This is a genomic window from Olsenella sp. Marseille-QA0557 (assembly GCF_965119725.1).
Lineage (GTDB): Bacteria > Actinomycetota > Coriobacteriia > Coriobacteriales > Atopobiaceae > Coprovicinus > Coprovicinus avistercoris.
Genome location: NZ_CBCPMI010000001.1, coordinates 908014 through 921000, shown reverse-complemented (window position 1 = coordinate 921000; position 12987 = coordinate 908014). Strand labels below are relative to the sequence as shown.

Here is a 12987-nt window from a genome sequence, read left to right as displayed (position 1 = left end):
TTAAGCCATCTCCTGTTCAGCTTTGGAGATACGGTCATACATCATTTTCATGCGTGCGCGATCTTCATTAGCCATCACATCATAGAACCCACACTTATTTTCAAGATAGAGCGCCTCGAATTGCATAGCGCGGAAGATTCCGCCTTTGAGAATTTTTTCATCATCACTAATCTCAAAATGCACTTTACGAGTCTCAAAACGATCTGCATAAGGAACCATAGCTTGAATAAATGGAATAGCGTCAAAAGAAATTCCACCACCAAAGGCCACCATAAGGCCAGCTTTTTTGGATCGTTGAGCAATATCTATACAAGCTTCCAACATAGCATCATTGTTGATATCTGCTCTGGATAACCCGCGAGAGGCAGAGTAATCTACCCTGCCAATACCAACCATTTTAAGAAAGCCTTTTCCTGCCTCGAGTATCTCATCATAATTTTTCTGGCAAGTAACGGTTTCAGCGTTAATAATCCAATCAACCTGATCCATTTCATCGCCATACATTTTCTCCGCTGCGCCTTTAAATTTACTCAAGGCAAATGGAGTTTCAATCATTGGTGCCATGATATTTTTAGCACCAAGAAGCTTGCATTGATCGAGGTCGCGAACAGCTTCACAGCCTCCTATTTTTATGGTTAATGGCATGTCAACGGTGTTCAGCACCTCACAGAGCATGATCATTTCGTCAGTACGAGAGCCTTCCGCCTCAAATTCTGCTTTTACCGCAACGCAACCATAATCATCACGCAGTTCTTTAAGAAGCTCCACCATCTTCCTGCCGTTCGCGTTCATCGCGACTCCTTTTCCTTAGTAGCGTATTCGACTTAATAATTATCATTCGCCAGCTCTATGAGATGCCGTCCATAACTTGTATTATGGGAACGCAATTCAGCAATTTTACGAAGTTGATTTTTATCAATAAAGCCTTTGCGATAAGCTATTTCTTCTATACACGAAATATAGATGCCTTGTCGCTTTTGAATAATTGATACGAACTCCGCAGCCTCTAACAAACTGTCATGCGTTCCCGTATCGAGCCAAACAACTCCACGACTAAGTTCCTGCACAGCTAATGAATTACTCTGCAGGTAAGCCTCGTTAATTGAAGTAATTTCAATTTCTCCACGCGGGGACGGCTTGATCTCTTTGGCAATATCTACAACGGTGTTGTCATAAAAATAGAGGCCAGGAACAGCCAGATTAGATTTGGGGTGTTCAGGTTTCTCTTCTAGTGAAAGAGCTTCCCCTTCTTTGCCTACTTCTACCACGCCAAATCTACGAGGATCGTCTACTGGGTATCCAAAGATCATGGCGCCGCCAACAGCTTCAACTTTGCGCCTTGCAATTCTCAGCGTATCACTCAGACCTGCAGCATAAAAAATATTGTCACCTAAAATAAGTGCTACATCATCATTAGCAATAAAATCAGCGCCAATGATGAAGGCATCAGCCAAACCGCGAGGCTTGTCTTGAACTTTATAGGAAATGTTAAGGCCTAAATCTGAACCGTCTCCAAGTAAACTTTCAAAAGAAGATACGTCGCGTGGGGTGGAGATGAGGAGAATCTCTCTAATTCCTGCAAGCATTAAGGTAGAGAGCGGATAGTAAATCATTGGTTTGTCATAAACAGGCAATAGTTGTTTAGACACCACCCTTGTAGCAGGAAAAAGTCTTGTCCCACTTCCTCCCGCAAGAATGATACCTTTCATCAATATCTCCTAATACTCTTCTTAACGCTTATATCGGCCAAGAATCTTAATAGCATCCGCATCAAGGAGACAGTTAATGCTGGCAGATTAGCTATTACTCCTCATTGTCCCTATCTTTTTAAGTCTACCTTCTGTTAGAAAAAGACTCAACTAACGCTTAATATAACGGTATTTACCTTGTAGCAATTTTTATATATTTTCTATATCTGTTTTTATCTAAGGTCCCCGCACGGGATTTCTGTAAGGCGATTGATTCTCCTGTAAAAGATTCACACTGGTTACCGAAGCCAGAATCCTTAAAAGTTTTTATGCTCCGGCCTGCTACCTTTATTACAGTTTGAATGGCATTCGGAGGTATTTATGTATTGCTTTAATTGTGGGCATCAAATCCCCGATGATTCTGTCTTTTGTCCTGAGTGTGGCTGTCGAGTAGATACTGCCATGGCGGAGCTTGAAGATGAGCCTTCCATCAGTACTACAGAAACTGGGAAACCAATTACTCCTCCTATGGCTACTCCCCTCGCTAATCAACAAGTCCCTTCTTCACAAAACGAGGACGTAGCAGCTACCACACCGGCCGCACCTCCCAATTCACCTGGGAAAAAGAAGAGTAAAGCTCTTATTGTCGTGCCTATCGTTGTACTTGTACTCATTCTAGGAATAGCTGCAGCAGGCGTATTGACGGGATGGTTTGGTCTAGCAGGAAGCAATGGGATTATTTCAGTTGGACAGGGAGTGCCTGTTCGTGAATCAGTAAATGATTACAGCTGGGAGGAACTCTCTGCCATTTCTGACGAAATTTCTGCAGCAAGCAGTGAAGATGAGGCGATTGAGATTGCCAAAAACTATCATCTCTGCAACGAAGACGGCACCCTCGACGGCACACAGACCAAAGAGGTTGAGTTATCCAACGGAGTAACTTCCTCTGTCGAAATTATTGGTTTTGCTCACGATGATGCATCAGATGGTTCTGGCAAAGCTGGCATTACTTTCGCTTTCACTGAAATGGTTGACTTTGCGCCCATGAGTACACGCGGCAGCAATGAAGGTGGCTGGAAATATTCAGACCTTAGGACTCGATTGAACTCCGATTTTCTCGATATGCTGCCCGACGACCTGCAGGAAAACATTGTCGAAGTGGACAAATCTACAAACAATGTCGGAGCTGTATATGACAGTTCATCTCAAAGCTTTGTCACTACGTGCATCTCCACCACTCCCGATAAAATTTGGATTCCTTCCTATACTGAAATAGTTGGCGATATTAGTGGTTCAATCGCTTCTCGTGATTCTGAAGGAATGGCAGAAGTCTTAGGAAGTGAAGGACTTCAATATCAACTCTATTCTGATCTAGGTATCTCCCAGGGAAATACTCCGGCAGACTTGTTGACTCTAAACGTTGCTGACGGTACCGATGCATCTGCAGCGTTGGATGCCAGTCTGAGATGGACCCGCACTTCAGACCCAACAGATCTGCGTTATGCGTATACAATCCACAACACAAATGGCAACTGCAATGAAAGCCATACGGTTGTAAACGTCTACGGCATAGCCCCTTGTTTCTGCATTTAACACCGTGCTTGTCAGCGTGCTTATCTTCTACAGATTGTTATAGGACCTTCAAAATTTGAAGGTCCTATTGCTATCTTGCGGGATTTTCGTTTGGTTTGTTGAAGGCCGTTATTGCTCCGCTAGGATTATTCCACCTAATACAACTATTGCTTAAACATGCTAGGAGGTGGAGGTAGTGAAGTTTTCAGATAGGAATACGCAGGACAACAGCACGGATAACACCGCCTCCGACAATACAGATGCTCGCTGGGAGCCTATCCCAGATGAAATATGGTTCTCATCTCCCGCCGGTGGTTTCGGCATGGAATCCGACTGGGAAGTTACTGCAGACATGCAAGAAGACGAGGAAACTCGTCTCATACAACCCGACAGGCAAAAAGTCGAAGTTCCGTCTCCTGCAGATGCAGCCTCCGAAACTCCTGCTGGGCAACATCAAGATGTTGTTCCGTCTGGAACAGATGAAGAGGATCGCCTTGCTGACGACGCTCCTGATGGTTCTGATGGTTTTGATGCCACAGAGCCTTCAGACGGCGCTCCGATGAACCCTGGGTCACCTTCCGAAGATGAAGAACTGTCCGAGGAAGCAACGCGTCTGCTGTCAGACGTTCCCACCAAACACATATCTCAAGACGATCCCACCGTGCTTGCCTCCCCCATTGCCGATGCAGCAGCAGAAGCTGCAGACCGCACCACAGTTGTAGGAGCCGGTAATCCATATCTGGTCACACAGCGTCGTCAAACTCCCGCTTCGGATCATACGCAAGTATGGGCAGCCCCGTATGCTGGACAGGCTGGATATGGGGCACCCTCTGCTGGCGATACTGCAACAGCCAAGCGTCCATCTATCCTCAAGCGTCGGAAGCAAGAAGAGATTTCTTTCTCTACGGTCCCAGGCTACAACACCGATAGCGCAGCATCTGATGGCTCTCCGGTTCCAGCAGCAGACGGAGGCAAGTGGCATCGTCGCAGAGAGCGTAAACCTGCACGCCACGGCTGCTTGAGCTTGTTTTTGTGGCTTATTATGCTTGTTGTTGCAGGCCTTATGCTGTTGCGAACACTTTCGGCTGAGCAAGCCAATGGATCGATGGTGCCTGAGCTGGTAGCTTTTACGCCACTTCTCTTTGTTCCTATCATTGTTTGCTTGCTGTTGGCACTGCTGTGGCATCGTCGTTTGTTGGCAGTTGGATGTTTTGTAGCGCTGGCGATTATGTTCTGGTGGCATGCCGGCTTTTTTATTCCAAGTGCACGTGTTTCGTCTGATGCTGTGGCTGCGGCTGCAAGTTCACCTTCCACCGGTGACAATGTGGCGCGCATAATGACGGTAAACACCAACAACGGCATGGCAAGCGCACAAGAGATTGTCGATATTTGTCGCGAACAGAACGTCGAAATTCTCTGCCTGCAGGAGCTGGGCGGCAGCATGCTAGACGACCTCGAAGCCGCTGGCATTGATGAGGTACTGCCCTACAGCATCGTGTCAGATCAAGCCACCGAAATATCCAACGGAGGTCGCAATGGCATTTGGTCGGCGGCGCCCATGGACAACGTCTCAACCAATTTGTTGCCCATCAAAACAAGTTCTATGCCCGCAGCCGATATTACCGTGGGGAATCAAACCATTCGCATAGTGAGCGTGCACCCCAACTCCCCTGTTCGCGGAGCGCAGGATCTTTGGGATGACGGCCTGTCTACCATTGGGCAACTTCAGGACTACGATCACTCCTACGTGATTATGGGCGACTTCAACTCCACGTGGGATCACGCTCGTTTTAGAGAGCTCCTTGGTACGTCCTTTGTTGACGCTGGTGAACAGGCAGGCGAAGGCTTCCATATGACGTTTCCTTCCGCAGGACCGATTCCGCCGCTCGTTGAGCTGGATCACATTCTGTATACGAAAGATTCCGGAGTCGTGGTGAGCGAGCTTTCTACCGAAAAGATTTCTGGTACCGACCACATGGCTTTGTTGGGAACGTTGGAGACATCGTAGAGGCGAGTTGTCCGTGGAGGCCAGGGCTGGACGCATAGCCGTGCCGGCAGGACGCTAGATAGGTTGTGGCTAGGGCTCGCCGTCTCGGTTAGAGCTGGACGAATGCGGACATAGGGTGCATAAGTAGTATGAGCATTGGTATGTTGTTTTGGCCCCTCTGAAAAGGGCCTCCGCTCGTTTGTACGATTTGCACAAACAGCTTTGTAGAACACTCGTTACAGCAATTTTGGGATGGTAATCAATTATTCCTATTTCAGAGATTGGCTCAGCGTATGACCTGCGGCACTGCAGGATAGGCTCACATCCCAGTTATCTAAATTTCTCTGAGGCAGCATCTCTTCATCATGAGCGGCAGTTATTGAAATCGGATCTAAGTTATACCTAAACCCACTGTCAAGCCTAAAATCAAGCGCCAGCTCAAAGCGCGCAATAGTTTTGAGCGTTATATTTCCCTCGCCAGATAGGATTCTGCATAGTTGAGCACGATCCATTCCCATTTTTGATGCTAACTCTGCCTGGGTTATGCCTAGTTCTTGCATTCTGCTGTGAACCGAACCAGAGATGTCCAGTTTATGATCCCAGAGGAGATCCTCTAGGCTCTCCTTATCAGACAATAAGTACTCAAGGTTATTTCCAGTCCTCATCTGGTCTCTTCCTCCTCATTCAAAATATACTCCCTGATATTGATATATATCACAATTCAATAGGGTGTGGGCAATAAATCATCGACTCATCCTCTCCACCTCTTTAATGGCGCCATAATCGCCAGGGTACTTTGGGATTCCGCCTTTGACGCTACAGAAATTTAGAAAAAGAGATTCGCTCTTGCAGAGCTATAACAGGCTTCAAACAGATAGATTGAAGTTCACAGCTCAGGAGATGTTATTTTGTCCTTTTTGTTTTGCGCGTTTAGTTTCAATATCTACTTTTCAGCCCCTCTGAAAAGGGCCTCCGCTCGTTTGTACGATTTGCACAAACGAAACACCCCTGATTTCAGAAGGGCTAAAACTTAACACCGACGGTCAATACTTTAATGATGACCTGAATTACAGCGCTTCCCTATAGATACTTTCGCCAGTCCTCTTCGACCTCATCGTGGTTGTCATCATTGCTCTTCTCTGCAACGCGCTTAACCTTTGGGCGTGAAGGCGCAGGAATGTAAGCATCCTCGTTGGCTTCGGGGAACTTTGCGAAGGCGTGCTGGAAACGAGCAAGATTATCGTCGTAGCGTCCCTGCGGGATGGCAAAAACAATCTCCTGTGCAACATGGGCACCAGACGCAAGCTCTTCCAAGAACATGCGCGCCACGGTGCTTGCATTCCAGCCAAACACGCCACATCCAAAAGCACCGAGAATCAACTTGTTGTGGCCAAGGTCGTCGGCGATCCTCATTACCATCCTAATGCGGCGACGCATAGCGGCTTCGAGATCTTTATCAGCAACCTTATAGTTTGCCCGCGCGCGGCGAGCGTTGGGTGCGGCTGCCACAATAACATCGGCATATGAGTGGTATCGCTCGCGCTCAAAGCGAACCTTCGGCAACACGAGCGCGCGCTCGCGATAGAGCTCGCAGTTAATATTGTGGCGGCGGTTCTCGGCATACCAATCCTTGCGGGCGTTCAGGCAGTTATAAAGAAACGATTCTGCGCAGAGCGACTCTTCCTGAGCCATAGTACCGCGGTCGTATCCTCCGCCTGGGTGCGTGAATGAAGCAAAGTCCAAAACGGCAAGATCGCACATACTTGCTCGTCCGCGGCCGCGCTCCAACACAGCTGTAACTGAGTCCTGATCAACGATAGTTACCTGGGGGATTGTTGGCTCCTGTGCGGGTTTCGCATCTGGCATACCGTCGTATTGGCGCAGCTCCGAAAGCGTTGTGGCAATCTCGTTTTTAAACTGGGCCGCCATCTCTTCGGTGTGCGCACGTGCCGCTGCTGCGCGTTCTTCTCGCTGTTCAGCTTGGCGCGCGTGGTTTGTTGGGCGAGTGTTCTTAGGCATAGGGCATTCCTCCGCATCGCTGTATGTGCCACTGCATGGCACTGTTTAGAGGTTTAGCTTCTCAATAGTTAACACGTCAATATTTTTCTAAATTATTCGGCTAGACCAATTGTAGTTGGGTATGAAACGCATCGGCAGGTAGATATCTGTCGGTCTTTTGATAGAGGGAGTGGTTCACTATGAAGGCAGCACGGTGGTACAAGGCGGGAGACATTCGTGTTGAGGATGTTCCAGAGCCGCAAATTGATGACGACTACGACGTGAAGGTCAAGCTTCATTGGTGTGGTATTTGCGGGTCTGATCTGCACGAATATCTTGCAGGACCTATCTTTATTCCTGTTGACACACCCCATCCAATTACTGGCGATGTTGCCCCTGTTATTTTGGGTCACGAATTCTCAGGTGAAGTCGTAGAGGTCGGTCCAAACGTTACCAACGTCAAGCCGGGAGACCGCGTTGTTGTTGAGCCGCTCGACGTTGATGACACATGTCCGTCGTGCCAGGCTGGCCGCGACAATTTGTGTGTAAACCTTGGCTTCCACGGCCTTGCTGGTAAAGGCGGCGGCTTTGCCGACTACACCACGTTCCGTCACAAGTATGTTCACAAGATCCCTGACACACTCTCGTATGATCGCGCAGCACTTGTTGAGCCCATCTCCGTTGGATATCACTCTCTTGAAGCTGGCGGCTTCCAGGCAGGCATGAATGCTGTAGTTGCAGGTGCTGGCACAATCGGTCTCGCTACCATCGAGTGCCTAAAAGCCCTCGGCGCCAACCAGGTAATTGTCGTACAGCGTAAGTCTGTACGTCAGGAATATGCAAAGGCTTCCGGTGCCGATATCGTGCTTGATCCGGCCGAGTGCGACGTTGTTGCCGAGATCAAACGCCTTACCGACGGCTACGGTGCCGATATCGCATTTGAGTGCACCGGTGCCCAGGCATGTTTCGACCAGCTTCTTGCAGGCATCCATGCCGGTGGCACGCTGGTTGTAACCTCCATCTGGGAGAAGCCTGCCTCCGTCAACCTTAACGATATTTGCATCCCCGAGAAGCGCGTAGTGGGGTCCATTGCATACTGCGGCAAGGACTTTGACAACGTTATTGAGCTTCTGGCCTCCGGTAAAATTCCCGCTCAGGGCTTTATCACTAAGAAGATCGCGCTGGATGACATCGTGGCCGAAGGCTTTGAAACCCTTACCGGCCCCGAGAAAAAGAAGCAGGTAAAGATTCTCGTGAGCAATAATCCCGACGAGCTTGACGCATAGCGACGTGCGAGGATGGATTTAGGTGGTCGGCTCTTACTGGCCGTCTTTCGCGCGAATGGCTCTGCCGCCCTGGTGGGATTTAATTCCGCCGGGGCGGTTTTTTGCTGTACCTCGTGACGGGTCGCTTGCCCCACGATGACTTTTGGTCGTGCGGCGTGGCGTCTGTGAGGCATGGTGTCTGCGAGTCGTGATGTCTTATTTTTTGACTGTCTGCAAGCCGCCAACTTTGATTTGTACGTTTTGCACAAAAGAAAATGAGCGTTTTTAGACGAGCAAAAAGCTCATATATCCAGGACTGCTCGCTCCAAGGTCGCACGCATTCAGGACCACACGCGGCCAACACCGCGCGCATCCAACACCGCGCGCAGGCCACAAAGATCTACCTTGGGTTAATCCAAACGCTCTGGTGAGCTCTCACTACTTGTGGCGAGTGAGTCTGCGAATTTCCTGCGCCCGCGCGTCCATTATTTTGGCGCGCAACGCTGGCACGCGCTGAGCATCCATCGCAGGCACGCCCTTCAGGGGATAGTCAATACCGAGCTCTTGGTATTTCTTCTCGCCCATCGTGTGATACGGCAGCACATCCAGCCCCACCACATTGGGCCAGTGAGCAATAATCCGGCCCACACCAGCCAGCTCTTCATCAGAATCCGTAATGCCTGGCACAACCACATGGCGAATTACCACCGGGATGCGCCGGCGTGCAAGCTCGTTTCCAAACGCCAGCGGACGCGTCTGCTCATGGGATGTGAGGTTTTTATGCCCCGCCGGGTCTGCATGCTTTATATCGAGCAACACCATATCGGTGTGATCTAACACAGCCCCAACATGCTCGGGATGCACGGGGTCAAACGAAATGCCCGAGGTGTCCAGGCACGTATGAATACGGCCCGTCGGAGAAGCATGCGCTGCAGAGAAAAGCGCTGCTATAAAGGCAGGCTGCGCAAGCGGCTCTCCGCCAGTAGCAGTAATGCCGCCGTGGCGATAAAAAGGCCTGTTGCGCTCAAAGGTTTCTAACACTTCCGCCACGCTTATGCGGGTGCCGGGCTGTGCCCCCGCCTCTTCGCCAGAGGGAGCGTCAGGAGCGGCAAATTCCCAGGTATCTGGGTTGTGGCAATACAAACAGCGCATGGGGCAACCCTGACAGAAAACCACCAAACGTGTACCAGGTCCATCCACCGTTCCGAACGTCTCGATGGAGTGAATACGTCCTGTTACTGCAAGCGTTTCGTTGTTATAGCTGTCAGACTGCCCCATGTCGCACTTCTCGTTAAAGGAATTACCGCACTATCTACAAGCCGCGATCGCTTCAGACACTACATCGACTCGTGGAAGGTTCGGGAAATAACGTCGTCCTGCTGCTCCTTGGTCAGGGAGTTGAACTTGACGGCGTATCCGGAAACGCGAATGGTGAGCTGCGGATACTTCTCAGGATGAGCCTGAGCATCGAGCAGCGTGTCGCGGTTGAATACGTTTACGTTGAGGTGGTGGCCACCTTCCTCAACATAGCCATCAATCATGCTTACAAGGTTATCCACCTGCTCAGGAGCTACGTCTGCAGTCTTCATACTTCTCTCCTTTCAAGCTCGCAAAAAGCGGGCACTGTTACTGTAATGCGTTTGTCCGGCGCGTGATGCCCCAAACCAAACCTCTATGCGTCTTCCTCGCCTTCGAGGGCGCTTGCATCGGCGCAGCATGCGCAGTCAACGGCATTCTCGATGGAAATGTCATCGGGGCCAGCTGCGGCAAGCGCAGCATTAAAGGCCTCGGGATCAAAGCCCTCAATACCATCAACCTCAAGGTCGCCGAAGTACACCTCATTGTTCTTGCCAAGTGCACCAGGGACGATGGAGAAGGTGTTGGAAATGCCGTCCTGAGCATCCTTGAAAGGAAGCTTCGCAACACTTGCCAGCGATGCGACGGCACCGTGGGTGTCACGACGATGCATGGGGTTGGCGCCCGGAGCAAATGGCTCGCCAGCGCGACGGCCGTCAGGGGTGTTGCCGGTGGCCTTGCCGTAAACCACGTTGGAGGTAATGGTAAGGATCGAGGTTGTGGGCACCGAGTTGCGGTAGGTATCGGTCTCGCGGACAAACTTCATGAAGACTTCCACGACGTCGTGCGCGATCTTGTCCACACGGTCGTCGTCGTTGCCGTACTTGGGGAAGTCGCCTTCTACCTGGTAATCGGTGACCAGGCCGGTCTCGTCGCGAATGACCTTAACCTTGGCGTACTTAATTGCAGACAGCGAGTCGGCAACCACCGAAAGGCCTGCGATGCCTGTAGCAAACCAACGATGGACATGCTCGTCGTGCAGAGCCATCTGCAGACGCTCGTAGCAGTACTTATCATGCATGTAGTGAATGATGTTGAGCGAATTCACATACACGCCCGCAAGCCATGCCATCATGTCGCGGTACTTAGAAATAACGTCGTCGTAGTCGAGGTAGTCGCCCTCTACCGGACGATACTTCGGTCCCACCTGATCGCCGGTCTTCTCGTCACGACCACCATTAATGGCGTAGAGCAGGCATTTTGCGAGGTTGGCGCGAGCGCCGAAGAACTGCATCTCCTTGCCAATGCGCATGGAGCTTACGCAGCACGCAATGGCGTAGTCATCGCCGTGATAAACGCGCATGAGGTCATCGTTCTCGTACTGGATTGAGCTGGTGGCAATGGAGATCTTGGCGCAGTACTTCTTGAAGGCCTCGGGCAGACGTGTAGACCACAGAACCGTCAGGTTGGGCTCGGGGCTGGTGCCCATGTTCTCAAGCGTGTGCAGATAACGGAAGGCAGTCTTGGTAACCATGGAGCGGCCGTCGACACCCATGCCGCCAAGAGACTCGGTTACCCACTGCGGGTCGCCAGAGAAGAGCTCGTTGTACTCGGGCGTGCGCGCAAACTTGATCATGCGCAGCTTCATGACGAGATGGTCGATAATCTCCTGAGCCTGCTCCTCAGTGAGAATGCCGCGTGCAAAATCGCGCTCTGCATAAATGTCGAGGAAGGTGGAGTTACGGCCAATGGACATGGCGGCGCCATTCTGCTCCTTGACGGCCGCCAGGTAGCCGAAGTAGAGCCACTGCACGGCCTCCTGGAAGGTGGAAGCAGGCTTGGAAATGTCGATGCCATAAATCTGGCCGAGCTGCTTGAGCTCGCCGAGCGCACGGATCTGCTCAGCAAGTTCCTCGCGGTGGCGGATAACTTCCTCACGCATGTTCTTCTGCGTGCCAGCGTGCTCCGCCTTCTTCTCTTCGATCAGGCGATCGACACCGTAGAGCGCCACACGGCGATAGTCGCCAATAATACGGCCGCGACCATAGGCATCGGGCAGACCAGTAATGATATGAGAGTGGCGGCAGGCGCGCATCTCGGGCGTGTAGACATCAAAGACGCCGGCGTTGTGGGTCTTACGATAGTTGGTGTAGAAGTCCACAATCTCGGAGTCGACCTCGTAGCCATTCTGCTTGCAAGCAGCTACTGCCATACGGATGCCGCCATTAGGCATAAGAGCACGCTTGAGCGGCTTCTCGGTCTGAAGACCAACGATTTTCTCGAGCGGCTGGTCGATATAGCCTGCCGGATGGCTTGTGATGGTGGACACCACGCGCGTATCCATGTCGAGAACACCATTGGCTGCACGCTCCTGCGCAAAGAGGTCCATAACCTCATCCCAAAGCTTTGTCGTAGCTTCGGTTGGACCGGCAAGGAAGGATTCGTCGCCGTCATAGGGGGTGTAATTGCGCTGGATAAAATCACGAACGTCGATCTGGTTTTCCCAGTTACCGCCGACAAAACCGTCCCAAGCTTCCTGCATGAGTCACGCTCCCTTATCGATTGAAACTGCCGTCTGAAACGATATTTCTCTGCTGCAGCATGCAGGACATCAGCGCATGAGATCCGCACACAAGGCAGAGACGTAAATAGCACAGCCGTGAATGTACCACACAAACCGTTTGCAAATGAGCAAATCTTAAAGCTCGTAAAAATAGTAAGAATTGGTAAACTCTGGACACCTGTCCCGTACTGCATGCGTATTCAACGGACGCACGTCTCCCGGCAAGGGGGATGTGCCTCGCAAGCATGGAACCAAACGCAATGCGTCCGTCGAAGGATGGAAGAACGACAGAGAGCTACACCGGGAGACGCGCTGCCTGCCTGCATCGTAGGACCCTCACGTGAGGTTTTAGTCGAGAAACGATACTGGTGCGCGGGCGGTCGATTCAGTCCCGGTAACGGTAATCCCTTATAGAGAAGGTATGAAGTCAGCCAAGGTAAATTGGCCTAAGACGTTCAGATTATATTCAGAAAAAGAAGAGGACGAAAAGGACAATCACCGCAGATAAAAACGAACGCGCCAGACGGGAACGGGCGCCCGCCAGAGGCTCCTTATGGCTGCTGCCTCCCGGCCCTGACCAGGTTCGGAGTATGGCGTCGCCCGAACCCGTCGGACGCG

Annotated in this window: 10 protein-coding genes and 1 other RNA gene; 3 read left to right on the top strand and 8 right to left on the bottom strand. The window is 51.0% G+C overall.

Annotation, left to right across the window (positions count from 1 at the left end; translation table 11 throughout):
• On the bottom strand, window positions 1-792 hold the full coding sequence (locus ACQY6Y_RS04185; protein ID WP_428379055.1) for an aldolase/citrate lyase family protein: 792 nt from the start codon (window positions 790-792) through the stop codon (window positions 1-3).
• A 32-nt stretch (window positions 793-824) separates the two neighbouring features.
• Entirely contained in the window at window positions 825-1709 is an 885-nt protein-coding gene (gene rfbA / locus ACQY6Y_RS04180; protein WP_428379054.1) for a glucose-1-phosphate thymidylyltransferase RfbA, read from the bottom strand.
• A 360-nt stretch (window positions 1710-2069) separates the two neighbouring features.
• Between rfbA and ACQY6Y_RS04175 the strand changes: the two genes are divergently transcribed.
• Both ACQY6Y_RS04175 and ACQY6Y_RS04170 read left to right on the top strand, forming a co-directional pair.
• Complete coding sequence (locus ACQY6Y_RS04175) at window positions 2070-3281, top strand: DUF6273 domain-containing protein (protein ID WP_428379053.1); 1212 nt, start codon at window positions 2070-2072, stop codon at window positions 3279-3281.
• Between the two features lie 175 nt (window positions 3282-3456).
• Entirely contained in the window at window positions 3457-5268 is a 1812-nt protein-coding gene (locus tag ACQY6Y_RS04170) for an endonuclease/exonuclease/phosphatase family protein (protein WP_428379052.1), read from the top strand.
• Between the two features lie 248 nt (window positions 5269-5516).
• Here ACQY6Y_RS04170 and ACQY6Y_RS04165 read toward each other — a convergent pair whose 3' ends face one another.
• Entirely contained in the window at window positions 5517-5912 is a 396-nt protein-coding gene (locus tag ACQY6Y_RS04165) for a helix-turn-helix domain-containing protein (RefSeq protein ID WP_428379051.1), read from the bottom strand.
• A 415-nt stretch (window positions 5913-6327) separates the two neighbouring features.
• Window positions 6328-7266, bottom strand: coding sequence for a TIGR02452 family protein (locus tag ACQY6Y_RS04160; protein ID WP_428379050.1), 939 nt, complete (start codon window positions 7264-7266; stop codon window positions 6328-6330).
• A 179-nt stretch (window positions 7267-7445) separates the two neighbouring features.
• On the opposite strand from ACQY6Y_RS04160, the gene ACQY6Y_RS04155 reads away from it, so the two are divergent.
• Window positions 7446-8531, top strand: a complete 1086-nt coding sequence (locus tag ACQY6Y_RS04155) for a 2,3-butanediol dehydrogenase (RefSeq protein ID WP_428379049.1) — start codon at window positions 7446-7448, stop codon at window positions 8529-8531.
• A gap of 417 nt (window positions 8532-8948) precedes the next feature.
• Here the strand turns inward: ACQY6Y_RS04155 and pflA are convergent, their stop codons facing one another.
• From pflA to ffs, 4 genes are all read right to left on the bottom strand, one after another.
• Complete coding sequence (pflA, locus tag ACQY6Y_RS04150) at window positions 8949-9788, bottom strand: pyruvate formate-lyase-activating protein (RefSeq protein WP_428379048.1); 840 nt, start codon at window positions 9786-9788, stop codon at window positions 8949-8951.
• A 59-nt stretch (window positions 9789-9847) separates the two neighbouring features.
• Complete coding sequence (gene grcA3 / locus ACQY6Y_RS04145) at window positions 9848-10099, bottom strand: autonomous glycyl radical cofactor GrcA3 (protein WP_428379047.1); 252 nt, start codon at window positions 10097-10099, stop codon at window positions 9848-9850.
• Window positions 10100-10182: 83 nt separating this feature from the next.
• Window positions 10183-12348 (bottom strand): formate C-acetyltransferase, encoded by a 2166-nt coding sequence (gene pflB / locus ACQY6Y_RS04140; RefSeq protein ID WP_428379046.1) that lies wholly within the window; start codon window positions 12346-12348, stop codon window positions 10183-10185.
• 538 nt (window positions 12349-12886) lie between these two features.
• An RNA gene (gene ffs / locus ACQY6Y_RS04135) (signal recognition particle sRNA small type) lies at window positions 12887-12982 on the bottom strand.
• Between the last annotated feature and the right edge of the window lie 5 nt (window positions 12983-12987).